Genomic DNA, 23662 nt, shown 5'->3' with positions numbered 1-23662 from the left:
CACGACTTCCTCGATGCCGGAAACAACCCTTGTCGAGGGGATTGCCGGGCCCTCTCACCGGTGCTAGCTTCCCGAACCGGTTCGATGAACTGATCCTTCCGCCGTCCCGGGCCCTCCCGGCCCGCTCACCACCACCGCCCACCTCATCGAACCGGTTCGACGTATGACGACCCCCAGGATTGAGGACGCGATCCATGCCATCCCCTGAGAGATCCGCCCGGCGCCGCGCCCCGGCCGCCGGCCGCGCCCCCGCCTCCCGACGCGCCCCGGCCGCCGTGGCGCTGGCGCTCGGCGCCGGCCTGCTGGCCGTACCCGCCGTCCCCGCGCAGGCCGCGGACACCCCGGCACCCGTCGCCCACTACACGTTCGACCAGGACGACACCGCCTCCGGCCGGATCACCGACACCTCCGGCAACAACCTCACCGCGACCCTGGTCAACCCCGCCACCGCCGCCTCCGTCACGGGCGCCGACGGCGGCAAGGCCCTCGCCCTGCCCGGCGGCGCGTCCACCTCGAACGGCGCGTACGTCCGCCTGCCCCGCGAAGTCCTCGGCGACGCCAGTGACCTCACGGTCTCGGCCCGCGTGAAGTGGGGCGACGACGCGTCCGCCTGGCAGCGGATCTTCGACCTCGGCACCGACACCTCCAGGTACCTGTTCACGACCCCGTCGAACGGCGGCGTCCTGCGCACGGCCGTCACCACCGGCGGCGGAGGCGCGGAGGCCCAGGTCTCCGGGTACGCCCCGCTCCCCGCCGGCCAGTGGCGCACCGTCACCGTCACCCTGGACACCGCCGCCGGCCGGGTCACCACCTACCTCGACGGCGTCGCGGTCTCCTCGGCGGCGACGAGCGTCAAGGCGAAGGACCTGCTGGCAAGTTCGGCGACGACGGCCGGCTACATCGGCAAGTCCCTCTACCCGGACCCCCTCCTCAAGGGCTCCATCGACGACTTCGCCGTCTGGCACACCGCCCTCAGCCCCGCGCAGGTCGCGGGCCAGGCCGGCACGCTCCCCACGCTCACCGGGCTCTCGCAGACGGCCTTCACCGTCCGCACGACGACCGGCACGGCCCCGGCCCTGCCCGCCTCGGCCCGCGCCTCCTACTCCGACGATTACGACCGCGACGCCCCGATCACCTGGGACGCCGTCCCCGCCGACAAGTACGCGAAACCCGGCACGTTCACCGTCGCCGGAACCGCCGCCGGCCGCGCCGTCACCGCGACCGTCACCGTCGTCCGCGAAGGCCAGCTCACCGTCGACCTCACCTCGAACACCGGCGCGTTCCACGGCGGCGCCTCGGGGACGCTGTACGGCGTGTACGGACCGGACGTGCCCACGAACAACCTCATCGAGGGCATGGGTCTGCGGACGGTCTCGACCAAGGCGCAGGACGGGCCGCAGCATCCGGGCGCGGACGCGCTGGAGGTGGTGAAGCCCCTCGCCGACTCCACGGACGGCGACGTCTACATCTACATGACGGACATCCACCGGGGCTTCCCGTACCAGTGGCCGGGCAGCACTCCGGCGGAGAAGCTGAAGCTGTACGAGGAGAAGATCGCGGCCCAGGTCGACCAGGTCCTGCGGCTGCCGAAGCAGTACCAGGACAACATCGTCTTCGTGCCGTTCAACGAGCCCGAGGGCAACATGTTCGGGACCGGCGAGTGGAGTTACAACAAGGTCAGCTGGCTGACGAACCCGGCGGACTACTTCGCCGCGTGGGACTCCGCGTACAAGCTGATCAAGGGCAAGATGCCGAGCGCGCGGATCGCCGGGCCCAACACCAGTGTCCTCTACGACCAGGTGAAGGGCTTCCTCACGCACGCGAAAGCCGCGGGGACGCTGCCCGAGGTCGTCACCTGGCACGAGCTGAGCCATCCGGAGGCGGTGCGGCAGAGCGTCGCCAAGTACCGGGGCTGGGAGAAGGAGCTGGGGATCGGCCCGCTGCCGGTCAACATCAACGAGTACGCGTTCAACTACCACACCTCGGTGCCGGGCCAGATGATCCAGTGGGTCTCCGCGATCGAGGAGTCGAAGGTCGACGCGGACATCGCGTACTGGAACATCGACGGCAACCTCTCCGACTCGGCGGTGCAGTCGAACCGGGGCAACGGGCAGTGGTGGCTGCTGAACTCGTACGCCTCGATGAGCGGGCACACCGTCTCGGTGACCCCGCCGTTCCCGGGCCAGAACTACACGATGCAGGGCGTCGCCACGCTCGACGAGGGCAAGAAGCAGGCGCGGCTGCTCTTCGGCGGGTCGAACGGCAAGGGCCACATCACGTTCTCCGGTGTCCCCAAGAAGCTGTTCGGCTCCCAGGTGCACGCCTGGGTGCGGGAGATCGACTGGAGCGGGCAGGTCGGCGACAACTCCGGCCCGAAGCTCCTCACGGAGAAGAACCTGAAGGTCGAGGCGGACGGCACGGTCTCCGTCGACTTCGGTGACGGCACCCTGCCGGCGCTCAAGGAGTCCTCGGCGTACGAGATCGTCCTCACCCCGGCCGGGAAGGCGCTCGCCACCCAGTCGGCGCCGGTGCGCTGGCAGGGCTCGTACGAGGCGGAGGACGCGGCCCACACCGGGTCCGGGTACTCCAAGAACGGGCCCGAGGGGTCGACGTCCGACGTGTCGAAGTTCTACACCTCGGGCGGGTACGACGTCGGCGGGCTGCGCACCGGCTCGGACGTCACCCTCGGCTTCCCGGTCGACGTGCCCGAGGACGGCACCTACGACCTGAGCGTCTTCGCCAACTCCCTCAACACCTACGACAAGGTGCAGGAGCAGGGGCCCACGAACGTGTTCCTGCGCGTGGACGGCGCCGCCGAGCAGGAGATGTACCTGCCGCTCGGCTACAAGTGGGTCGTCTGGGACCACGCCGACACCAAGGTGAAGCTCACCAAGGGCCGGCACATCCTGACGCTCGCCGCGAAGAGCCTCGACGGCAAGCGGGCCACGAAGGGCGACGCGATCGTCGACCGCCTCACCCTGTCCCTCCCGTCGAAGTCCGCCGGCACCCAGGTGTACGAGGGTGAGCTGGCGTGGCTCGGCGGCGGGGCGCGTCCCGTGTACGGGCCCGCGCGCACGGGGTCCGGGGCGGCGCAGGTCGGCCGGGGCCAGACGGCGACGTTCTGGGTGTACTCCCCCGCCGACCGCGAGGCGACCCTCAAGGTCGACGCCCTCGGCGGCATCGGCGCCCGGCTGTCCGTCAACGGCAACGACGTCCTGCGCCTCACCCCCGGCAAGGACGAGGTCGCGGTCTCCCTCTCCGGCGGCGTCAACAAGGTGACGCTGACCGGGAGTTCGATCCCGGCGCTCGTCGACCGGATCACGGTCACGCCCACCGAGGGCAGGCTCCCGGTCCGGACGTACGAAGCGGGATCGGCCGTCCTCACCGGGACCGCCGCCCTCGCCTCCCTGCCCCTCGCGACCGACGGCACGGCGATCACCGGTGTCGGCGGGGACCCGGGGAACAACAACACGGCGACGTTCACCGTCACCGCGGACAAGCCGGGCCTGTACGCCCTGCGCATCCGCTACTCCAACCCCGAGCAGTCCCCCGCCACCCACTACAACCCCGACCCGCTCGCCCGCCACGCCGACCTCAGCGTCAACGGCGCCGCGGCACGCCGGGTGACCTTCCCGCACAGCTTCCACCAGGACAACTTCTGGGAGCTGACGGTCCCGGTCCAGCTCAGGAAGGGGACCAACACCCTGTCGTTCCGCTCGCAGGAGCTGCCGAACTTCGACGGCACGACGTACGCCTCGGACACCTTCCCCGGAGTCCTGCTGCGTTCCCGGTACGCCCCGCTGATCGACCGGATCGCGGTGGCACCCTACTCACGAGAGGTGCGCTGACCCTGTTCCCGGCCGGCCCAGGGCGACGGTGCACAGCCGCTTCGTCGCCCGGGTCAGCCCGACGTACAGATCCCGTTCCCCGCAGCTCCGCTCGGCCGTGATGCCGTCGGGGTCGACGACGAGAACGCCGTCGAACTCCAGGCCGCGCGCCTCGGAGGCGGGGACGATCTGGGCCCAGCGGCCCACCCCGGCGGCGTGCAGTGCGCCGACGCGGCTGTCGGCGCAGATGACGCCGAGGAGTTCGCCGGGGTGGGCCGCGTGCTGGGCGCGGAGTTCCGCCGTGAGGGCGGCGGGGAGGGCTGCCGGGGTGGTGACGAGGGTGCGGGGCTCGTCGCCGTGGCGGATGGCGCTGCTCAGCCGCTGGGCGGGGGCGATGCGGGTGAGGAGATCGCGGGTGGTGGCGAGGATCTCGACCGTGGTGCGGTAGCTGACCGTGAGGGTGTGCAGGTCGAAGCGGGGGCCGACGTGCGGTGTCAGCGCCTCGGCCCAGTCGCGTGCCCGCGTCGCCGGGCCCGCCTGGGCGAAGTCGCCGACGAGAGTCATCGAACGGGCGGGACAGCGCCGTACGACCATCCGCCACCGCATGTCGGTGAGTTCCTGCGCCTCGTCGACGACGACATGGCCGTAGGTCCGGGCGGGCGGGCCGTCGAGCAGGCTCGACGCCTCGTCCAGCAGGGGCACGTCCGCGTCGGTCCAGAGGTCGCCGGGGGCCCGGGCCAGCAACGCGCGTTCGTGGTCGGTGAGTTGGGGGAGGTAGGTGTCGAGGGCGGCGAACAGGGTGTGGAGGACGTCCTCGGGAGTGAGCGTCGGCCACAGGGCCTCGATCGCGCGGTCGACGGAGGGGTCGTCGAGGAGTCCCTCGCGTACGGCGTCGGCGTCGAACTCGTCGGCCGCGCTGCCGGCGGGTTCGTCGTCGTATCCGAGTCTGCGCAGGTCGGCGGCGGCGACCCGGTCGAGGTCGAGGCCGGTCGCCTCGGCGAACTCGGCGTCGAGGCGGTCGAGGGTCTCCAGGGCGTCGCGTTCGAGGGCGTCGGTGACGGCGTCCGCGAGGAGTTCCTTGAAGACCTGCCGGGCGCGGTTGTGACCGAGTCCGGTCGCGACGGCGGCGTCCCGGGCCCGCGCGACATCGCGCTCCGGGAGGCGGACCCCCCGCGCGGCGAAGCCCCCGCCGACGGCCTGCCGGCTCCGGACGACGGCGGCCAGCGCGTCCGCCGGCGCCGAACTCCCCTTGATCCGCGCCGACTCGGCCGGTTCCACCGCCCCCGGGACGACCCCGGCCAGCTCCTCGCAGGTCGCGAGGACGACATCGTTCTCCCCGAGCGAGGGCAGCACCTGCGACACGTAGTCGAGGAAGCGGGTGTTCGGTCCGAGGACCAGCACCCCGCGTTCGGCGGCGCGCGGGAACGCGTACAGCGCGTACGCCGCCCGGTGCAGCGCGACGACCGTCTTCCCGGTGCCGGGGCCGCCCTGGACGACGGTCACGCCCCGGTTGACCGAGCGGACGATGGCGTGCTGCTCGGCCTGGAGCGTGGCGACCGCCGTGCCCATCCGGCCCGTGCGGCGTGCCTGGAGGACCTCGGTCAGCGGGTTGTCGCCGACGACGTCGTCCGGTCCGGCCTCGGAGCCGTCGAGGAGTTCGTCGTTGACGGCGCTCACCGCGCGTCCGTCGAGCCGCAGATGGCGGCGGCGTCGCAGGCCCATGGGGCTGACGGCGGTCGCCTCGTAGAAGGGGCGGGCGGCCTCCGCGCGCCAGTCGACGAGGAGGGGCAGGTCGTGGTCGTCGGCGTGCAGGCCGAGGCGGCCGATGTGCAGGGCCGTGCCGTCGGCGCCGTCGATGCGGCCGAAGACCATGCCGGTCTCGGCGGCCTCCAGCCGGTGGATCTCCCCGCTGAGCCGGACGGCGGCGAGGTCCCGTTCGTACACCTCGCGTCCGCCGTCGGCCGGTGTGCCGAGGACGGCGGTCAGTTGGGCCCGGGAGGCGGCGACGCGCTCGTCGAGCAGTCCGTACATGGTGGAGACGTGAGCCTGCTGCGCCGTCACCTGACGCGTGGAACCGTCGCTGATCTGCGACAACGGTGGGCCTCCTCTGGGTGCGGCTCACCACTATGAGCGCGCTCGCCCGCAAAGGTAAGTCTTGACTTACCCCACCCGCCGCGCCTCCTCAGCCCTCGATCATGTCGGGCGCGCGCAGCAGGCGCAGGAACGCCTTCACGCCGGCGATGATCTCCTTGTTGTCGGTGAGGCGGTGGACCGTCGCCTCGAACTCGCGGCCGAGTGCGGTGATCCGGCGGTCGGTCTCCTCGGCGCGCTGGTGGGCGGCCATGGTCGAGGCGTCGAGGGTGTGGCGCAGTTCGGCGAGGGCCCGGTACTGTTCCTCGGCCTTCTCGGAGAGGACCTTGTGGGCGGCTTCCGTGCGGGCGAGACGGGTGCGCAGGTCGACGACGTCGTCGCGGGGGTGGGTGACTTCCCTGAGCAGGGTCCGCAGCCGGTTCCTGAGCTGGCCGAAGTAGGCGCCGGCGGGGCGGAAGAGGGTGCTCAGGAGGAAGAACGCGGCGAACCAGTAGCCGGTGAAGCCGCCGGTCGCCCAGGTGACCGCGAGGACGACCGCCGCCGTGAGGAGGTGACCGGCGACGGCCGTGCGGAGCATCATGCGGGCGATGCGGGCGGCCTCGGTGTCGCGCGCCGGGGAGACCTCGATGCCTTTCTCCCGGCTGACGGCGATCTCGGCGAGGACCGTGTGGGCGCGGAAGTACAGGTTCCAGGGCAGGGTCAGCAGGAGCGTCAGCCACAGCAGGCTCAGCACCCCCGCGCCGACGGTGAAGACGACCTCGCTCGACGCGCCCGCCACGTACGCGAACACCAGTGCCGCGACGGCCGCCGCGACCGCCGCGACCCCGCCCAGGAATCTGCCCATGTCCTCGGTCTCCCCCGCTCATGTCGTCCTGCGCCCATCGTCCTCGGCGCGGGGCGGGGCGGCATGAGTAGGCGTACTCACCTCACGACTCGTCGATCACCAGCCCCTTCGCCGCCCACCGCGCCTCAAGCCCGCACATCTCGACGACGCTCTTCCCCTCCCGGTACGCCGCGATGTACCCGGCCTCGTCGTCGATCCGCTCCTGCGAGGCGACCGCCACCGCCTCGGCGTCCTCGCGCCGGATCACGACGACCCCGTCCGCGTCGGCCCGGACGACGTCCCCCGGCCGCACCAACTGCCCCCCGACCGTGACCGGTTCGCACATCGGCCCGACGGTCTCCTTCACCGTCCCCTTGATGCAGACGCTGTAGGAGAAGACGGGGAACCCGAGCGCCCGCAGATCCTCGGTGTCCCGGACCCCCGTGTCGGTGACGAGCCCGCCGAGCCCCTTGGCCTGACAGGCGTTGGCCAGGACGTCCCCGAAGGACCCCGCCTCGCTGTACTCCCCGGCGGACACCACGATCACGTCCCCGGGCCGCGCGTACGCGATCGCCGTCTGGAGCATGAGGTTGTCGCGCGGCGCGCACTGGACCGTGAACGCCGGTCCGCACAGCGACATCCGGCGGTCGACGGGTTTGATCGACGAGTCCAGCGCGCCCAGCCTGCCCTGCGCTTCGTGGATCGTCGCCGAGGAGTAGCCGGCGAGGCGTTCCACGAGTCCGGCGTCGGGGCGCTCGAACTTCGTGCTGACGCGGATCATGAGGGCCTTTCGGACAGGGCCGCGCAGGCTTTCGCGATGCGCGCGCACGCTTCGGTGAGGGCTTCGGTGGAGGTGGCGAAGGAGATCCGGACATAGCCGGGGGCGCCGTAGGCGGAGCCGTGGATCACGGCGACCTGCTGGCTGTCCAGGAGGTGGCGGGTGAACTCCTCGTCGGTGTCGACGCGTTCACCGGAGGGCGTGTACCGGCCCAGGTACGCCCGGCAGTCGACGAGGAGGTAGAAGCCGCCGCTGGGCGGTGTGCAGGTCAGCTCCGTGGAGCGCGTGAGGAGTTCGACGGTCGTGTCGCGCCGGGCGCGGTACACCTCGACGGTCTCCCGGACGAATTCCTGGGGTCCCGTGAGCGCGGCAGCCGCTGCCGCCTGGCTGACCGAGGAGGGGCAGGAGGAGATCTGGGACTGGAGGGTGTTGATCGCGGCGACGAGGTCGGCGGGGCCGGCGCCGTAGCCGATGCGCCAGCCGGTCATGGCGTACGTCTTGGAGACGCCGTTGGTGAGGAACACCCGGTCGGCGAGGCGGGGTTCGGCCGCCGCGAGGGAGGGGTGCGCGCCGGCGTCGTACCAGATCTCGTCGTAGATCTCGTCGGTGAGGACGCCGACGTGCGGGTGGTCGAGCAGGACCGCCGCGAGGGCGCGGAGTTCGTCCGGGGTGTAGGCCGAACCGGTGGGGTTTCCGGGGGTGTTGAGGATGAGCCAGCGGGTGCGGGCGGTGAGGGCGGCGCGCAGGCGGGCGGGGGTGAGCTTGAAGGCGTCCCGCTCGGGGCAGTCGACGATGACGGGGGTGCCGTCGTTGGCGCGGACCATGTCGGGGTAGGAGACCCAGTAGGGGGCTGGGATCACGACCTCGTCGCCCTCGTCCAGCGTCGCGGTGAGGGCGAGGTAGATGACCTGCTTCGCGCCGCCGCCGACGGCGATCCGGTCGTCGGTGTACTCCAGGCCGTGGCGGCGCCGGAGCCGGTCGCGGATCGCGGCGCGCAGGGCCGCAGTGCCGTTGACGGGCGTGTACTTGGTGTCGCCGGCCTCGATGGCCCGGATCGCGGCGGCCTTGACGTGGGCGGGGGTGTCGAAGTCCGGTTCGCCGATGGTGAGGTCGTGGATCTCCAGGCCGCGGCCCTTGAGTTCCCTGACCCGCCCGGCCGCCGCCGTGCTCGGCGAGGGCTTGATCCGGCGGACGCGTGCCGCGGTGTCCATCAGCCCTCCCGGCGCTCGAAGTTGAGGCCGCCGGGGACCTGGAAGGTGGGCAGGATCTCGATGTGCCCGATGTTGACGTGCCGGGGCGAGTCGACGGCGAACTCGATGGCGTCCGCGATGTCCTCGGGCTTCAGCGACTCGTACCCGTCGTAGTACGTGCGCCGCGCCTCCTCCATGTCGCCGAGGAGCCGGCCGAAGATCTCCGTCTCGACGCGGCCGGGGCAGATCTCGGTGACGCGGACGCGCTTGCCGTAGCCGTCGACGCGCAGTTGCCGGGAGAGGGTGTGCACGGCCGCCTTGGTGGCGTGGTAGACCGTGTTGCCGCCGAAGTTGTAGACCCCGGCGATGGAGCTGATGTTGACGATGTGCCCGAGGTCGCGTTCGACCATGCCGGGCATGAGGAGCCGGACGAGGTGCAGCACGGCCCGGATGTTGACGTCGACCTGCTCGTCGACCGCGAAGTCGTCGGCGGTGAGGATGTTGCCGGTGCGCGAGACGCCGGCGTTGTTGACGAGGACGTCGATCTCCAGGCCGGCCAGGGTCTCGGTGAGCGCCTCGGTGTCGGTGACGTCGACGGCGTGCGGGGTGCAGCCGGTGGCCTCGGCGAGGGCGTCGAGGCGTTCGGCGTTGCGGGCGAGGGCGTGGACGTGGAGACCGCTCTTGGCGAGCCGCTCGACGACCACTGCTCCGATGCCGGTGGACGCCCCGGTGACGAGAGCGGTGCGGTAGTCGGAGATGGGCATGCGGGTGTACTCCTAGTTCAGAGTGGTGATCAGGCGTCGCGCAGCGGCAGGTGGGCCCGGTCCTCGACCCGGGACACGGCGATCAGCGTGCCGAGGGCGGTGAGGACGGCGTAGTAGGCGGGCATGTGGATGTCGCCGGTGGTGTCGATGAGGTAGGTCATGAGCAGGGGTGCCGTCCCGCCGAACAGCGCGGCGGAGACGTTGTAGCCGAGCCCGTAGGCGGAGTACCGCACCCGCGTCGGGAACAGTTCGACGAGGAGGATGTGGATGACCCCGGTGTGCCCGGCGAAGACGACCGCCATCAGACACGCGCCGACGACGGCGAGGGCCACGTTCCCGGTCCCGATCAGCAGGTAACAGGGAATCCCGACGACGGCCATGGCGATCGCCGCCCCCGCGATGACCTTCTTGCGCCCGACCCGGTCCGACAGCCGCCCCATGTACGGGATGGCCAGGCAGATCGCGACCAGGCTGGAGGCGGTGACCAGCAGTCCCTGGACCTTGCTGAAGTCCAGTTCGCTGCTCATGAACGTCGGCATGTAGCTGAACAGGACGTAGTACCCGGACCCGTTCATCAGCGGGATGAACAGGGCGAGGAGCATCGCGCGCCGGTGCTCGGCGGAGCTGAACGCCTCTTTGAGCGGGTTCTTCGACAGTCCGCCCGCCTCCCGCAGCCGCGTGAAGTTGGGGGTGTCGCTGATGCGCTTGCGGATGTAGATCCCGGTGATCCCGAGGGGCACGGCGAGCAGGAACGGAATCCGCCATCCCCAGGACTCCATGCGCTCGGAGCCGAGTCCGCTGGTCATCCCGGCGGCGATGAGCGTGCCGGTGAGCAGCGACAGGAACGAGGCGATCTGCGCGTAGCTCGTATAGAGGCCGCGTTTGCCCGCGGGGGCGTGTTCGGCGAGGAAGCTCATCGCGCCGGACGCCTCGCCGCCGACGGAGAAGCCCTGGGCGACGCGCAGCAGGATCAGCAGGACGGGCGCGGCGACGCCGATCGCGGCGTAGGTCGGCAGCAGTCCGATGGCGGCGGTGGCGACGCTGATCAGCAGGATGACGAAGACGAGCATCCGCTGGCGTCCGATGCGGTCGCCGAGGTGGCCGCAGATGATGCCGCCGAGCGGGCGGAAGAAGAAGGAGACGGCGTAGCCGAGGAAGACGAGCTGGACGGCGTTCTCGGAGCCGGGGAAGAAGACGACGGCGAGGGTGCCGGCCATGAAGCCGAAGATGCCGTTGTCGTAGAGCTCGGCGAAGATCCCGACGCAGCCGGCGAGGGTGATCTTCCGGGCGGTTCTCGGGTCGACGGTGCCTGGGACGGGTTGAGCGGCGACGGTGCTCATGGCGTCTCCTGGTGGAGGGGGAGGCTGAGGGCGTGGAAGGCGGTGCGGACGCGGGTTCTGAGGGCCTCGACGGCGGCACGCCGTGCGCGGTGTTCGACGACGGCCTCGGGGAGGGTGCGGTGGCGGAAGCGGACGCTCTGGCCGGGGCGGACCTGTCCGAGGACGTCGAGTCCGGTGGTGGTGGCGACGGCGAGGACGGGGTAGCCGGCGGTGACGCCGCGCCCTCGGTGCAGGACGAGGAGTTCGTCCCCGGCGGGCACCTCGACCGCGCCGACGGGCACTCCTCGTGAGAGGACCTCGCCGGTGGCGGTACGCCGGGGCAGCGGGCCGTCGGTGCGCAGGCGCAGCCCGATGTGGTTGCTCTGCGGGGTGACGGTGAAGCGGCGGCCGAACAGGCGGGCGTGGGTGTCGCCGAACTCGGCCCGGTCGGGGCCGTCGGTGACGTCCACGGTCCACTCCGCCGGGAAGCGTGCGGCGGGGGCGCTCAGCCGGAAGAAGGGGAGGTGGCCGAGGGGCGGGCAGGCGGTGCGGAGGGTGAGTACGTCCCCGGCGCGCAGGGTGCGGCCGAAGCCGAGGACGGTGTCGGGGGCGCAGCTCCCTTGCAGGTACTCGGCGTCGAAGGAGCCGAGGACGGCGAGGTAGGCCCGCAGGCCGACGTGGATTCCGGTGACGCGGAGGGTCTCTCCGGCGCGCACCGGGACCGGTTCCCACCGGGGGCGGGCGGTGCCGTCGACGGTCAGGTCGGCGGGGGCTCCGGTGACGGCTATGAGGATGTCGGCGGAGGGCGTGCAGGCGAGGTCGAGGGCGGTGATCTCCAGGAGGGGGGCGTGTTCGTCGTTGCCGCACAGGACGTTGGCGACGCGTGCGGAGTGCTGGTCGAGGGCGCCGCCCGGGGGGAGGCCGTGGCGGGAGCGGCCGAGGCGGCCGAGGTCCTGGACGGTGGTGAGGCCGGGGGTGGTGACGGTGAGGGTGTCAGCCATGGCAGTCCGCCAGGGTCCGGCCGGTGTGGTCGTCCCACTCGCCGGGCGCGATGGGCACGAACCGGAAGGTGTCGCCGGGCCGGTACGGCGTGAGCGGGTCGGCGTCCAGGTCGAGGACCCGGACGGGCGTCCGCCCCAGCAGGGGCCAGCCGCCGGGCGAGGGCATCGGGCAGATCACGGCCTGCCGTCCCGCGACGGCGACCGCGCCGGGTTCGACGCGGGTCCGGGGCGAGGCGAGCCTCGGCACCGGCCTCGGGAACGGCGGCCCGTCCATCATCGGCGCCCCGGCGGGCGCCCCGAGACACCGCACGGTGAGATCGGCCCCGGAGTGCAGCGCGACCACCTCGTCCTCGCCGATCCCCAACTGCCCGGCGACCACGCCGAGATCGGGCCCGAACTCGCCTCCGTAGACGACGGGGACGACGAACCGGCGCGGCTGCGGCGGCGGCTCGGCCCCGATCCGGTCGGCCTCGCGGCGCAGGACCCGGCGGACGGTGGCGTGGTCGGTGGCGGCGCAGTCGAACTCGACGAGGAGGGCGTCGTAGGCGGGCACCAGGCCGTGCACGCCGGGGAGTTCGACGGCGTCGAGGGCGTCGGCGAGGGCGTGGACGAGGTGCCAGGCGTCCTCGGGGGCGAGGCCGGCGGCCTTGGCGACGAGCGCGGAGTCGCCGCAGTCGGTGAGGGTGAGGGTGCCGGTCAACAGGGGGCCTCCTCGCCGCTCGTCACGACCTGGTCCTTGCCGTTCAGCACGTCGTCGAGGGAGGTGATCTCGACGCCCGCCGCGAGGAGCCGCTCGCGGATGCGGCGGGCCAGCGCGAGCGCGCCCGGGGTGTCGCCGTGCAGGAGGACGGTGTCGCAGGCGACCGGGATGTCCTTGCCGGAGGCGCTCACGATCACCCCTTCGGTGACCATCCGCAGGGTGCGCCGCGCGATCTCCTCCGGGTCGTGGACGACGGCCCCGGGTTCTGAGCGGGGGACGAGCGTCCCGTCGTCCCGGTAGGCCCGGTCGGCGATGCCGACGATGCCCACCCGCAGCCCGCGTTCCCGCGCGGCGTCGGCGAGTTCGCCGTCCTGGGCGAGGACGGTCATCGACGGGTCGAGGGCGGCGACGGCGTCCACGACGGCCCGCGCGTAGTCCGGGCGGACGGCGACGAGGTTGCCGAGGCGGCCGTGCGGGGCGACGTGCCGTACCCGGGTGCCGTGCGCGACGGCGAACGCCTGCAACGCGCCCACCTGGTAGAGGACGTCGGTGCGGACCTCGTCCGGCGTCAGGTCCATCGCCCGGCGCCCGAACCCGGCGAGGTCGGGGAAGCTGGGGTGGGCGCCGACCGCGACCCCCTCCTCGACGCAGGTCCGGACGGTGGCGTCCATGATGCGCGGGTCGCCGGCGTGGAACCCGCAGGCGACGTTCGCCGAGGTGAGCAGGGAGAGAAGGGCCGCGTCGTCCCCCATCGTGTACGCGCCGAATCCCTCGCCGAGATCGGCCACGAGATCGACCTTGAGCGTCATGGAGCCCTCCGAGGGAATGGGAGCAGCGGGGTGTAGGGAGGATTGTGGGGGCTGTGTTCGCCGGGCGACCAATACGCGTTCACTGTGGCGTTATCGCGTACCGCTATGACCCGGCTCACATGCGGCGATCCCTACGATGAGGCTTCGCACACCGGGAGGGCCCGCGCATGGACACCAGACGTCTCTACTCCTTCATCAAGATCGTCGATGCGGGGAGCATCACGCGCGCGGCCGACATCCTGCACATCGCGCAGCCCGCGCTGAGCCAGCAGCTCTCGGCGCTGGAGGCCCAGTTCGGGCAGCAGCTCCTGATCCGCAGCAAGCGCGGGGTCGCCCCGACCGAGGCGGGCCGCGCCCTGTACCGGCACGCGCAGCTGATCCTGCGCCAGGTCGATCTGGCGCACGCGGCCGTCGAGGTGGGCGGGCGGGCTCCGGCGGGCGGCGTGTCGGTGGGGCTCGCCCCCTACAGCATGGGCGCGGCCCTCGCGCTGCCTCTCCTGAAGAGCGTGCGGGAGCGGTACCCGGACATCCTGCTGCACATCAACGAGAACTTCGGCGGGGTGATCAGCGAGGCGATCATGACGGGCCGGATGGACATGGCGTTCATCTACGGCGCCGGTCCGCTGCGGGGTGTGCAGTTCGAGCCGGTGCGCTCGGAGGACCTGTATCTGATCGGGGCGCCGGGCGGGGAGGGTGAGGTGGCGCTGGAGGAGCTGGCGGAGGTGCCGTTGCTGCTGCCGAGCCGTATCCACACGATCCGGCAGGTCGTCGAGTCGGCGTTCCGGCAGGCGGCGCTGCGGCCCCGGGTGGTGGGTGAGGTGGAGTCGGCGCTGACGCTGGTGAACGCGGTGGACGCGGGGCTCGGGGCGACGGTCCTGCCGTGGTCGGCGGCGCGTGCGATCCTCGATCTGCGGTCGGTGGCGGTGCGCCGGATCGTGAGCCCGGTGATCGAGGTGCAGCTGTCGCTGGTGACGTCGGACGGCCAGCCCCTGTCCGAGCCGGCGCTCGCGGTGCACGACCTGTTCCTGGAGCTGGTCACCGCCTTCGATAAGGACCGGCAATAGCGTCAGACCGAACCGCTATTTGTCCCGCCGCCGCGCGCTCCCTACGGTCCCCCTATGAGAAAGCGCGTGCTGACGACCCGTCGAACCCTGCCCGGCAGCGCCCTGGACCGTCTCGCGGAGGCGGCGGACGTGGTGTCCTGGCCCGGCACGGACAAGCCGTCCCCCGCCGACCTGGCCGCCCTCGCCCCGGGCGTCACCGCGATCCTGGCCCTGGGCAACGACACCGTGGACGCCGCCCTCCTGGACGCCGCCGGTCCCTCCCTGCGCGTGGTGGCGCTGGCGAGCATGGGGTACGACAACGTCGACCGCGTCGCCGCAGCCGCGCGCGGCGTCACCGTCACGCACACCCCGGGCACCCTCGCGGAGACGACCGCCGACCTGGCCTTCGCCCTGATCCTCAGCGCCCGGCGCCGCCTGGGCGCCGCCAACGCGAGCCTCGTGTCGGGCGGTTGGGACACCTTCCGCATGCACGACTATCTCGGTCTGGACGTCCACGGTGCGACCCTCGGCCTGGTCGGGTACGGCCAGATCGCCCAGGCGGTCGCCCGCCGGGCCCGGGGTTTCGACATGCGGGTCCTGCACCACAGCCGCAGCTCCCCCGGCTCGGTGAGCCTGCGCACGCTCCTCGCCGAGTCCGACATCGTCTCCCTGCACGTCCCGTCGACCCCCGAGACCCGGCATCTCATCGGCGCCCCGGAGCTGGCCGCGATGAAGCCGACGGCCACCCTCGTCAACACCGCGCGCGGCGGCGTCGTCGACGAACAGGCCCTCCTGGACGCCGTCCGCGCGGGCCGTCTGCACTCCGCCGGGCTCGACGTCTTCGCCCGCGAGCCGATGGGCGCCGACCTGTCCCCGCTGGTGAAGGAGGAGCACATCGTGACGACCCCGCACATCGGCTCGGCCACCGAGGCGACCCGCGCGGCGATGGCCGACCTGGCGGCGGCGAACATCCTGGACGTCCTCGCGGGCCGGCCCGCGCGCACGCCGATCCCTGGTTAGTGGCAGCAGCCGTTCCCCTCACGTGTCCCCACGGGGCCCGCTCCGGGGCGGGTCCACTGCGGGACGGGGCGGCCCGTCGGGCCCCAGGTCGAGGCGCCGTCCGCGTCCGTGCTCCAGAACCAGCAGGCGTCGCGGCCCTCGGGCCAGCCTTCGGGGGTGTCCTCCCATGACTCGCCCCGGCCGTAGGGGGTGAGGTCGAGGAGGCCGAGGGCGGGGTTGACGCGTTCGTTGCCCCGGCCCGTCGTGGAGTACGTGAGGTACGTGCGGTCGCCGTCGCGCAGGAAGCAGGTGAGGCGTCCCATGTCGAAGAAGGGGTGCGCGTCGGTGCCGTGCACCGAGTACCAGGGTTCGGTGTAGCCCATGAACGCGACATAGGGGGCGACCTCCGCCCAGCGTCCCTCGGTCAGGACGGCGTAGGAGACGCCGCGCGCGTTGAGGTAGACGGCGTCCTTGAGGTGCCAGGCGGTGGTGGTGCAGCCCGGGCACTGGCCCTCGTGCGGGGCGCCGTCGTGCCACATGTGCTGGTAGACGACGAGTTCGTCCCGGCCCTGGAAGAGGTCGAGGAAGGGGACCGGCCCGGCGGCTCCGACGACCTCGGTCGTCCCGTCGAACTCGACCATCGGGAGCCGTCTGCGGGCCGCCGCGATCGCGTCGCCCTCGCGGGTGTGGGCCTTCTCGCGGACGAGCAGTGCGTCCCGGGCGGTCTGCCAGGTGGCGAGGTCGACGACGGGCGGGCGTCCGGTGGGCTGCGGCACGGTGTCCTCCATGAGGTGAGCGCGGTCGCCTGAAGAGACTCCCGCCCCGCCCGGAACTCATCGCTCCCGGGGCGGCGTACGGATGTGGGGCCCGTTCCCGGGGGCGAGTGGCGCTCAGGGGGAGGATTCTGGGATCAGGGATGTCTCAGGGTCTTCCCCGATCTTCCGGGGGACGGGCGTCCCTATGCTGAAGGGGAATCGCACGCGGCAGGGAGTATCCGGGTGATCGAGCAGTACGTCGCCGAGTTGGACAGGGCGTTGCGCGGCCCGCGGGCGGTCAAGGCGGACATGCTCGCGGAGGCGCGTGACGGCTTGACCGACGCGGCCGAGGCATACGAGGAGAGCGGTCTCGACCGTGCGAGCGCGGAGCGGTGCGCGGTGGCCGACTTCGGGGCGGTGGAGCGGATAGCGCCGGAGTTCCAGGCCGAGCTGGCGCTCGCGCAGGGGCGGCGTACGGCGCTGCTGATCTGCGGGGTGCTGCTGGCGCAGCCGGTGGTGTGGTGGCTGCTGAGTCTGGCGGGGCAGAACGCGAAGGGCGGCGCCGGCGGGGTCTACGGCACGGCGGACGCCGTCGTGGGGTGGGCCGGGGGCGGTGCGATCGTGCTGGCGCTGACGATCGTGGTGGCGACGGGCCTGCGGGGGCTGAGCGCGTACCGGCGGCTGGTGCGGGCGGCCGGCTTCTTCGCGTTCGCCGTCTGCGGGGTGTTCGCCGTGCTGGGCGGGCTGCTGACGGTGTACAATCCGGCGGCGCACTCGCTGCTGGGTCCGGCGGGGCTGCCGACGACGGCTCTGCTGCTCGGTGTGCCGCTGGCGGCCGTCGCCGTCGCGGGCCGCCGCTGCCTGACCGCCGCCTGAGCGGCCCTCGGGTATACGGCGCTCAGGCCGTCCCGGGCCGCAGGATGCCCTCGACCATGGTCGAGAAGTCCCGCCACTCCGTGCGCTCCTTGGCCAGCGCGCGACTGCCCGTGGCCGTGAGCTGGTAGGTGCGGCGGCGCCGGCCGCCGACGGTGCTCCACTCGCTCTCCACGAGCCCGGCGCGCTCCAGTCTGCGCAGGGCGGGATAGAGCGAGCCCGTCGGCAGGTCGAGGGCGCCTCCGCTGCTCACCTGGAGGGCCTCCATCACGGCGTATCCGTGCAGGGGCTCTTTTTCGAGGACCGCGAGGATCAGCGCGTCCAGATGACCCCGTAGCGCTTCTGACATCACGTAGACAATCTACATGACGTGTTAGCGTTGAGTGTCTACATGTAGGCGTTCTATCTATCGCGTTCGTTTTTCTTCAGGTGATCAGGGGAGGTCGGGCTGATGGCAGCGCCCGAGCAGAGTCGGACCGAGGCGTCGGAGCAGCGGAGTGTCTTCGAGCGTCTGGCGCAGGTGTCCTACCGCCGTCGGTGGTGGGCCCTGGTGGGGTGGGTCGTCGTCCTGGTGGCGGTGAGCCTGGGGTCGCAGGCGGTCGGCGACGCGTATCGCAACGACTTCAGCCTCCCGGGCACGGAGTCGCAGAAGGCGCTGGACCTCCTGGAGAAGCGGGCGCCGTCGCAGGCGGGCGCGTCGGTGACGATCGTGGTGGAGGCGAAGGACGGCCTGAGCGGGGCCCGGGCGCGCGTCGAGTCGATGCTCGCCGCCGTCGGCGAACAGCCGCATGTCGTCGGCGTCGTCGGCCCCTTCGACAACGCGGAGGCGGTGTCGAAGGACGGCACGATCGGGTACGCGACGGTCGCGCTGGACAAGCAGGCCGAGGAGATCCCGCCCGCCGACACCCGCAAAATCATCGACACCGCGCAGAAGGCGGACGGCGACGGCCTGAAGGTGGAGCTGGCGGGCGACGCCGTGCGGGACGCGCAGGGGGAGGACGGCGGGGCCGCCGAGGGCATCGGCATCATGGCCGCGCTGGTGATCCTGGTCCTGCTCTTCGGCTCGTTCCTCGCCGCCGTCCTGCCGGTCGCGATCGCCCTCTTCGCCGTGGGCACGACCCTCGGCCTGATCATCCTCGCCTCGCACGTCGCGACGATCGCCGACTTCACCGCGCCGCTGATGATGCTGGTCGGCCTCGGGGTCGGGATCGACTACGCGCTGCTGGTGTTCTCGCGCTTCCGGGGCGAGCTGTCCGCCGGGGCCGACCGGGAGTCCGCGGCGGTCAAGGCGATCGACACCGCCGGGCGTACGGTCTTCTTCGCCGGGTGCACGGTCATCGTGGCGCTCCTCGGGCTCGTCGTCCTCGGGCTCGGCTCGCTCCAGGGCGTGGCCGTGGCGGTCGCGCTGACCGTGCTGCTCACGATGGTCGCGTCGCTGACCCTGCTGCCGGCCCTCCTCGGGATGTTCGGCGCCCGCGTCGAGAAGCAGGTCCGCCGGCGTGCGGAGAAGAACGCGGCCAGGGCGTCCGTCGGCGGGGACCGCTGGAGCCGCTGGACCGGTGCCGTCCAGCGGCGTGCCTGGGCCGCCGCCCTCGTCCCGACCGCGCTCCTCGCGGCCCTCTCGCTGCCCGCGCTGGACATGCGCCTGGGCTTCGCCGACGCGGGCACGGACGGCGCGTCGACGACCAGCCGCCAGGCGTACGACCTGCTGGCGAAGGGTTTCGGCCCCGGGTTCAACGGGCCGCTGATCGTGGTCGCCGAGGGCGACGCGACGGCCGCCGGGCGGGCGCGGACGACGCTCGCGGAGACCGAGGGCGTGGCCGCCGCGCTGCCCCCGCAGTCCGCGGGCGACGGGCTCTCGACGATCATCGTCTTCCCCGACTCCGCGCCGCAGGCCGCCGCGACGAGCGACCTCGTGAACCGGCTGCGGGACGACGTCCTGCCGTCCGTCGCGCGGGACACCGACGCGACGTTCCTGGTGGGCGGCTCCACGGCCGCGACCGAGGACTTCTCCGCCGCCGTCGCCGACCGGCTGCCCGCGTTCGTCGCGCTGGTCGTGGGCCTGTCGATGCTCCTGCTGCTGCTCGTGTTCCGTTCGCTGCTCATCCCGCTGAAGGCCGCCGCTCTCAACCTGCTGAGCGTGGGGGTCGCCATGGGGGTGATGACGCTGGTCTTCCAGAACGGCGCGCTGGGCGTGGAGAAGGGCCCGATCGAGGCGTACGTCCCGGTCATGATCTTCGCGATCGTCTTCGGGCTGTCCATGGACTACGAGGTGTTCCTGCTGTCGCGGATGCACGAGGAGTGGGAGCGCGGGAAGGACGCCGCGCAGGCCGTCCGGCACGGTCTCGCGACGACCGGGCAGGTGGTCACCGCCGCCGCGGCCATCATGATCGTCGTGTTCGGGGCGTTCATGTTCAGCGGCAACCGCATGCTGACCCAGTTCGGGTTCGGGCTCGCGGTGGCGGTGTTCGTGGACGCGGTGATCATCCGCTGTCTGATCCTCCCGGCGGTCATGCAGTTGCTGGGGCGGCGGGCCTGGTGGCTTCCGGAGGGGCTGGCGAAGCGGATGCCCCGGGTGGCGATCGAGCACGACTGACGGGAGGGCGGTGCGTCCCGGCCCGCGCATCGCGTTACGGTCGGGACCACTGCCCCACCCTCAGGAGCCACCCCTTGCCTTCCCTCCCCGCCCTGGTCACCGGTATGGAACGCCATCAAGTCGCCCTCTACGTCGGGGCCCTGGCCGCCGGCGGCGTTCTCGGGCTGGCGGCTCCCGGCGCGGGGCCCGGTCTGGAGCACGCGATCAACCCCGTGCTGGCCGCCCTGCTGTACGTGACGTTCCTCCAGGTACCGGCCGCCGAACTGCTCCGCTCGCTGAGGGCGGGGCGTTTCCTGGGCGCGGCGCTCGTCGTGAACTTCGTCGTCGTGCCCCTCGTCGTCGCGGCGATGTTCGGCCTGCTGCCCGGCGACAGGGCCGTACGCCTCGGGGTGCTGCTGGTGCTGCTCGCGCCGTGCGTCGACTACGTCATCGTCTTCAGCGGTCTCGCGGGCGGCAGCGGTGAACGGCTCCTGGCGGCGACGCCGTTGCTGCTGCTCGCGCAGATGGCGCTGCTGCCGGGGTACCTGTACCTCTTCCTGGGGCCGGATCTCGCGAAGGTCGTCGACACCGGCCCCTTCGTGGAGGCGTTCCTCGTCCTGATCGTCGTCCCGCTGGCGCTCGCCTGGCTCACGCAGGCGTGGGCGGCCCGGCGCCCGGCGGGCGGGCGCGTCTCGGACGCCGCGGGGACGGCCATGGTCCCCCTCATGGTCGCCACCCTGCTGACGGTCGTCGCCTCCCAGGTCCCGAAGCTCGACGGCACGGGCCGACTGGACGACGTCGTCCGCGTCGTGCCGTTCTACGTGGCGTTCCTCGTCGTGATGCCGTTCGCCGGGCTGGCGGTCGCCCGGCTCTTCCGCCTCGGCACCCGTGACGGGCGCGCGATCGTCTTCACCGGCGCCACCCGCAACTCCCTGGTCGTCCTGCCCCTGGCCCTCTCCCTGCCCGGTACGTTCGCGGTCGCGGCCGTGGTCGTCGTGGCCCAGACGCTCGTCGAGGTCATCGGGATGGTGGTGTACGTCCGGGCCGTTCCCCGGCTCCTGCGCTGACGGACCGGACCGCCGGTTCGAGCAGCGACAGGCTCCGCTCCCCCGCGTCGAGCGCGGCCCGGACGCCGACCGGCATCGGCAGGTTCGCACCGGCGTGGCCGAACTCGACGTTGCCGAGGACGGGGATGTCCCGGTCGCCGAGGACGTCGAGGACGATCTCGGCGAGGGTGGGGGCGGTGCCGGACCCCGCGGCCGTCCCGAGCCCGTCGATCGCGTGCGGGACGCCGACGACCATGCCGGAGATCCGGTCGAGGACCCCCGCGTGCCGCAGCACCTGGAGATAGGTCCACACGTACGACGCCTGCCCGCCCGTCTCCTCCCAGAACAGCACGGCTCCGTCGAACCGTTCGAGCGGCAGCGCGTACGGGGTGGCCTGGACGAGCGCGACGCGGTTGATCACCCCGCCGATGAGCGGCCCCTCGGCGCGGCCGGCCCGCCAGCACTCCCACGACCGCGTGACCGGCAGCGCCCCGATCGCCCGGCCGCCGGTCAGCAGCGTCGCGTACAGCCCCTCCAGCAGCGCCCGGCGCTCCGTCGGAACCGTCTGCCACTGTCCGCCGAACCCGGGGGTGGCCAGGTCGGCGTGGAACCCGACCAGCCCGGTCCGCGCGTACAGCACCAGGTGCAGCAGCGAGATGTCGCTGTACCCGAGGATCGGCTTCGGGTCGGCGGCGACCGCGTCGAAATCGATCAGATCGAGGTATCCGAACACGTTCTGCCCGCCGTCGTGCGCGACGATCGCCCGCACCTCCGGATCACGCAGCAGCGCGTTGAACTCCGCGGCGATCTCCCCCGGAGCCGCCGCGCCCCACCACCTCTCCCGCCCCACCCGGAGCAACGGCGCCCGCCGCACCCGGAACCCCATCCCCTCCAGCACCCCGACCGCGCGCCCCAGATCCGCCTCGTACACGGCGTGCAGCGGCCCGGACAACGACGCGACGACGACAAGGTCCCCGGGCTTCAGGGCGCGGGGACGCAGCGGCAGAGATCCAGTCACCGCCGCAGTATCCCCACCCCTCTCACCGGCGCACCACGCAATTACCGCGCCCTCACACCACCGCGCCCAACGCCTCCAGCGCGTCCTCGCCCACCGGAATGAGGACGGCGCTGTCGACCCCGGCGTCGAACAACTCGCCCAGCGTGGCCCGCGCTTCCTCGGGCGTGCCGGTCACGGCGAGTCGGCGCACCCATTCGTCGGGGAGGGAGTCGGTGAACTCCTCGTCACTGGTGGCGCGTCGGCGCAGGGCGAGGAGGTCGTCGTAGAAGGGCAGCGGGGTGACGTGGGGGCGCCAGTCCGGCTCGCCGACGACCGCCAGGGCGGGGCGGACTGCTGCGAGGGCGGTGGCGGAATCGGGGTGCACGGACGCGAGGTTGTAGGCGACCAGGCGGTGCGGGCGGGTCGGTGAGACGTGCTTGAGCACCTCACGCGCGTACTCCGGCGACACCGGTTCCGCGAGGAGCGTGCCGTCGGCCACCTGGCCCGACAGTGCGAGGGACCTGGGTCCGCGGACCCCGGCGAGGAGGGCGGGCGGCACCTCGGGAACGGCGGTCTCGTGCAGCCCGACGCCGTCGAGGCGGACGTACTCGCCGTCGTGGTCGACGCTCTCCCCGCCCAGCAGCCGCTTGAGTACGGTGATGTACTCCCCCAGGAACGTCAGCGGGCTCCTGGGCCAGGCACCCGCGCTCCGCATCCAGCCGGGCATCCCGTGCCCGACGGACACGTCGACCCGGCCCGGATGCAGCTGCGCGAGACTGGCAATCTCCATCGCGGCGAACGCCACGTTCCGCGCGCCGGCGGGCAACAGGCCGATCCCCACCCGCAGTCGGCTCGTCACGGCGAGCGCGGTCGCCGCCTGCGCGACCCCGCCCCGGTACCCCAGATCCTCCACCACCCACAGCTCCCCGAACCCCAGCTCCTCGGCCCGCCGGGCGAACGCGACGACGTCCCCGGCCGCGAGGTCCCGGGGCATGACTACGCCGATCATGGTGTTCTCCTGTCACTGTCCGTCCCCGTCCCCGTTGCCGGTTCGGGGTCAGGCGAAGTACGCCTTCTCGTTCACATGGAACATGTAGTTGCGCCAGTTCGCCTTGATGTAGGTGTAACGGGCGGGGTCGTAGCTCCAGAGTCCGGCGAGGGCGTCGTCGACGAGGGGCTCGTTGGCGCGGACGAAGCGCAGGACGGCCTCGGAGACGGGGGCGTAGGACCAGTGCCAGCGTTCCTGGCTGATGGCCGGGGAGTTCTGGGCGGAGTCGGCCGTGTAGGTCTGGAGGAAGCCGTAGCGGGCGGCGTTGGCGCGCAGCCAGGCGTAGTGGTCGGTCTGGGGGCCGCCGTCGTTCCAGTCCTGGGGGGTGGTGTCGAAGAAGTCGGCGTCGGAGCCGAGGTGGTGGCGGGAGACGCCGGGGGCGGTGGAGGTGCGGAGTATCTCGGTCTGGCGTTCGTCGGAGGTGAGGGAGGACTCCCAGACCGTCCGGTGGGAGTCCTTGTCGGGGTCCCATTGCGGGTCCGTGCCCAGTTCTGCCGGGTACTTGGCGCGTATCTCGTCGGTGATGATCCCGAAGGTACCGGCGCCGCCCGAACCGGTGCGCAGGAAGTCGTACTTGCGGTCCCATATGGAGCGCTGCGTGGCGGCGGCGCGCACCCAGGAGACGACGACGTCGCCCCGTGCGGTCCCGGTGCCGCTCGCCGCCTCGTCGGCCAGGCCGTTGACCTGTGCCTCCATCTCCGCCTTGAGGTCGCCGGGCGCGGTGCCCGAGCCGGTTATCCAGGACGCGACGTCCGCCGGGGCGGCGGCGGCCAGGACGCGCCCGACCTGGAACCGGCGGCGGTCTATGGCCCACTGCGAGGTGAACTTCCGCGGCGGCGGGGCCGTGTCGGCGAACGCCTGCCGGCCGATCCCGGCCACGCCCGCGACGGCGCCCGTGGCGGCGAGCCCGAGGAATCCCCGGCGGCTGCGGGTCCTGCGGTGTCGTCCCGGGGCCGGCTCGCCGTGCGCGTCCTGCATGGAGTTTCCTCTCTGGGCGCCGCCGCGGAGGCGGCGGCGGTGGGGG

General features: G+C 72.4%; 20 protein-coding genes. 6 read left to right on the top strand and 14 right to left on the bottom strand.

Features of this window, described 5'->3' with window-relative positions; all coding sequences use genetic code 11:
* Positions 1–275: 275 nt before the first annotated feature.
* The gene (locus tag ABZX85_RS15545) at positions 276–3848 is read left to right on the top strand and encodes a LamG-like jellyroll fold domain-containing protein (protein WP_355867926.1); all 3573 of its coding nucleotides are present in this window, start codon (positions 276–278) and stop codon (positions 3846–3848) included.
* Here ABZX85_RS15545 and ABZX85_RS15540 read toward each other — a convergent pair.
* From ABZX85_RS15540 to ABZX85_RS15500, 9 genes are all read right to left on the bottom strand, one after another.
* Positions 3831–5858: an AAA family ATPase gene (locus tag ABZX85_RS15540; RefSeq protein ID WP_355867923.1), complete on the bottom strand. Its 2028-nt coding sequence runs from the start codon at positions 5856–5858 to the stop codon at positions 3831–3833. The genes ABZX85_RS15545 and ABZX85_RS15540 overlap by 18 nt on opposite strands.
* A gap of 151 nt (positions 5859–6009) precedes the next feature.
* Positions 6010–6762, bottom strand: coding sequence for a hypothetical protein (locus ABZX85_RS15535; RefSeq protein ID WP_355867486.1), 753 nt, complete (start codon positions 6760–6762; stop codon positions 6010–6012).
* 82 nt (positions 6763–6844) lie between these two features.
* On the bottom strand, positions 6845–7522 hold the full coding sequence (locus tag ABZX85_RS15530; RefSeq protein WP_355867483.1) for a 4-carboxy-4-hydroxy-2-oxoadipate aldolase/oxaloacetate decarboxylase: 678 nt from the start codon (positions 7520–7522) through the stop codon (positions 6845–6847).
* Positions 7519–8730: an aspartate transaminase gene (locus ABZX85_RS15525; RefSeq protein ID WP_355867480.1), complete on the bottom strand. Its 1212-nt coding sequence runs from the start codon at positions 8728–8730 to the stop codon at positions 7519–7521. Before ABZX85_RS15525 ends, ABZX85_RS15530 begins: the two co-directional genes overlap by 4 nt.
* Positions 8730–9473: an SDR family oxidoreductase gene (locus ABZX85_RS15520; RefSeq protein WP_355867477.1), complete on the bottom strand. Its 744-nt coding sequence runs from the start codon at positions 9471–9473 to the stop codon at positions 8730–8732. The genes ABZX85_RS15525 and ABZX85_RS15520 overlap by 1 nt, the downstream gene beginning before the upstream one ends.
* Before the next feature lie 29 nt (positions 9474–9502).
* The gene (locus ABZX85_RS15515; RefSeq protein WP_355867474.1) at positions 9503–10813 is read right to left on the bottom strand and encodes an MFS transporter; all 1311 of its coding nucleotides are present in this window, start codon (positions 10811–10813) and stop codon (positions 9503–9505) included.
* The gene (locus tag ABZX85_RS15510) at positions 10810–11793 is read right to left on the bottom strand and encodes a biotin-dependent carboxyltransferase family protein (RefSeq protein WP_355867471.1); all 984 of its coding nucleotides are present in this window, start codon (positions 11791–11793) and stop codon (positions 10810–10812) included. The genes ABZX85_RS15515 and ABZX85_RS15510 overlap by 4 nt, the downstream gene beginning before the upstream one ends.
* The gene (locus tag ABZX85_RS15505; protein ID WP_355867469.1) at positions 11786–12493 is read right to left on the bottom strand and encodes an allophanate hydrolase subunit 1; all 708 of its coding nucleotides are present in this window, start codon (positions 12491–12493) and stop codon (positions 11786–11788) included. Before ABZX85_RS15505 ends, ABZX85_RS15510 begins: the two co-directional genes overlap by 8 nt.
* Positions 12490–13302 carry a 5-oxoprolinase subunit PxpA gene (locus ABZX85_RS15500; protein ID WP_355867466.1) on the bottom strand — a complete coding sequence of 271 codons (813 nt, stop codon included), beginning with the start codon at positions 13300–13302 and terminating at the stop codon, positions 12490–12492. Before ABZX85_RS15500 ends, ABZX85_RS15505 begins: the two co-directional genes overlap by 4 nt.
* Positions 13303–13469: 167 nt before the next feature.
* Here ABZX85_RS15500 and nac point away from each other — a divergent pair, with 167 nt between their 5' ends.
* Positions 13470–14366, top strand: a complete 897-nt coding sequence (nac, locus tag ABZX85_RS15495) for a nitrogen assimilation transcriptional regulator NAC (RefSeq protein ID WP_355867463.1) — start codon at positions 13470–13472, stop codon at positions 14364–14366.
* Positions 14367–14420: 54 nt separating this feature from the next.
* Positions 14421–15365 (top strand): D-glycerate dehydrogenase, encoded by a 945-nt coding sequence (locus ABZX85_RS15490; protein ID WP_355867460.1) that lies wholly within the window; start codon positions 14421–14423, stop codon positions 15363–15365.
* On the opposite strand, the gene ABZX85_RS15485 is transcribed toward ABZX85_RS15490, so the two are convergent.
* A complete protein-coding gene (locus ABZX85_RS15485) occupies positions 15362–16120 on the bottom strand; it encodes a DUF899 family protein (RefSeq protein ID WP_355867457.1) in 759 nt (252 codons plus the stop codon). The two genes, ABZX85_RS15490 and ABZX85_RS15485, sit on opposite strands and share 4 nt — an antisense overlap.
* Before the next feature lie 222 nt (positions 16121–16342).
* Here ABZX85_RS15485 and ABZX85_RS15480 point away from each other — a divergent pair, with 222 nt between their 5' ends.
* A complete protein-coding gene (locus ABZX85_RS15480; protein ID WP_355867454.1) occupies positions 16343–16975 on the top strand; it encodes a permease prefix domain 1-containing protein in 633 nt (210 codons plus the stop codon).
* Between the two features lie 22 nt (positions 16976–16997).
* Here the strand turns inward: ABZX85_RS15480 and ABZX85_RS15475 are convergent, their stop codons facing one another.
* Positions 16998–17324: a helix-turn-helix transcriptional regulator gene (locus tag ABZX85_RS15475; RefSeq protein ID WP_355867451.1), complete on the bottom strand. Its 327-nt coding sequence runs from the start codon at positions 17322–17324 to the stop codon at positions 16998–17000.
* A 99-nt stretch (positions 17325–17423) separates the two neighbouring features.
* Between ABZX85_RS15475 and ABZX85_RS15470 the strand changes: the two genes are divergently transcribed.
* On the top strand, positions 17424–19568 hold the full coding sequence (locus ABZX85_RS15470) for an MMPL family transporter (protein ID WP_355867449.1): 2145 nt from the start codon (positions 17424–17426) through the stop codon (positions 19566–19568).
* A 104-nt stretch (positions 19569–19672) separates the two neighbouring features.
* A complete protein-coding gene (locus ABZX85_RS15465; protein ID WP_355867920.1) occupies positions 19673–20614 on the top strand; it encodes a bile acid:sodium symporter in 942 nt (313 codons plus the stop codon).
* Here the strand turns inward: ABZX85_RS15465 and ABZX85_RS15460 are convergent.
* The 3 genes from ABZX85_RS15460 to ABZX85_RS15450 are packed head-to-tail and all read right to left on the bottom strand — an operon-like array spanning position 20565 to position 23616.
* Positions 20565–21611, bottom strand: coding sequence for a S66 peptidase family protein (locus ABZX85_RS15460; RefSeq protein ID WP_355867447.1), 1047 nt, complete (start codon positions 21609–21611; stop codon positions 20565–20567). The two genes, ABZX85_RS15465 and ABZX85_RS15460, sit on opposite strands and share 50 nt — an antisense overlap.
* A 52-nt stretch (positions 21612–21663) precedes the next feature.
* Positions 21664–22599: an LLM class flavin-dependent oxidoreductase gene (locus tag ABZX85_RS15455; protein ID WP_355867445.1), complete on the bottom strand. Its 936-nt coding sequence runs from the start codon at positions 22597–22599 to the stop codon at positions 21664–21666.
* Positions 22600–22647: 48 nt separating this feature from the next.
* On the bottom strand, positions 22648–23616 hold the full coding sequence (locus ABZX85_RS15450) for a D-alanyl-D-alanine carboxypeptidase family protein (protein ID WP_355867442.1): 969 nt from the start codon (positions 23614–23616) through the stop codon (positions 22648–22650).
* Positions 23617–23662 lie beyond the last annotated feature (46 nt).

This window comes from Streptomyces sp. NPDC004539, assembly GCF_040610055.1.
Classification (GTDB): domain Bacteria; phylum Actinomycetota; class Actinomycetes; order Streptomycetales; family Streptomycetaceae; genus Streptomyces.
The sequence above is the reverse complement of the archived record's forward strand: the minus strand, read 5'-3'. Positions and strand labels throughout refer to the sequence as shown.

Excerpts from the sequence above, each read along its gene's own strand:
- ABZX85_RS15540 (WP_355867923.1), bottom strand. The coding sequence starts at position 5,858 with ATGTACGGACTGCTCGACGAGCGCGTCGCCGCCTCCCGGGCCCAACTG.
- ABZX85_RS15535 (WP_355867486.1), bottom strand. The coding sequence starts at position 6,762 with ATGGGCAGATTCCTGGGCGGGGTCGCGGCGGTCGCGGCGGCCGTCGCG.
- ABZX85_RS15530 (WP_355867483.1), bottom strand. The coding sequence starts at position 7,522 with ATGATCCGCGTCAGCACGAAGTTCGAGCGCCCCGACGCCGGACTCGTG.
- ABZX85_RS15525 (WP_355867480.1), bottom strand. The coding sequence starts at position 8,730 with ATGGACACCGCGGCACGCGTCCGCCGGATCAAGCCCTCGCCGAGCACG.
- ABZX85_RS15520 (WP_355867477.1), bottom strand. The coding sequence starts at position 9,473 with ATGCCCATCTCCGACTACCGCACCGCTCTCGTCACCGGGGCGTCCACC.
- ABZX85_RS15515 (WP_355867474.1), bottom strand. The coding sequence starts at position 10,813 with ATGAGCACCGTCGCCGCTCAACCCGTCCCAGGCACCGTCGACCCGAGA.
- ABZX85_RS15510 (WP_355867471.1), bottom strand. The coding sequence starts at position 11,793 with ATGGCTGACACCCTCACCGTCACCACCCCCGGCCTCACCACCGTCCAG.
- ABZX85_RS15500 (WP_355867466.1), bottom strand. The coding sequence starts at position 13,302 with ATGACGCTCAAGGTCGATCTCGTGGCCGATCTCGGCGAGGGATTCGGC.
- nac (WP_355867463.1), top strand. The coding sequence starts at position 13,470 with ATGGACACCAGACGTCTCTACTCCTTCATCAAGATCGTCGATGCGGGG.
- ABZX85_RS15490 (WP_355867460.1), top strand. The coding sequence starts at position 14,421 with ATGAGAAAGCGCGTGCTGACGACCCGTCGAACCCTGCCCGGCAGCGCC.
- ABZX85_RS15470 (WP_355867449.1), top strand. The coding sequence starts at position 17,424 with ATGGCAGCGCCCGAGCAGAGTCGGACCGAGGCGTCGGAGCAGCGGAGT.
- ABZX85_RS15465 (WP_355867920.1), top strand. The coding sequence starts at position 19,673 with ATGGAACGCCATCAAGTCGCCCTCTACGTCGGGGCCCTGGCCGCCGGC.
- ABZX85_RS15455 (WP_355867445.1), bottom strand. The coding sequence starts at position 22,599 with ATGATCGGCGTAGTCATGCCCCGGGACCTCGCGGCCGGGGACGTCGTC.
- ABZX85_RS15450 (WP_355867442.1), bottom strand. The coding sequence starts at position 23,616 with ATGCAGGACGCGCACGGCGAGCCGGCCCCGGGACGACACCGCAGGACC.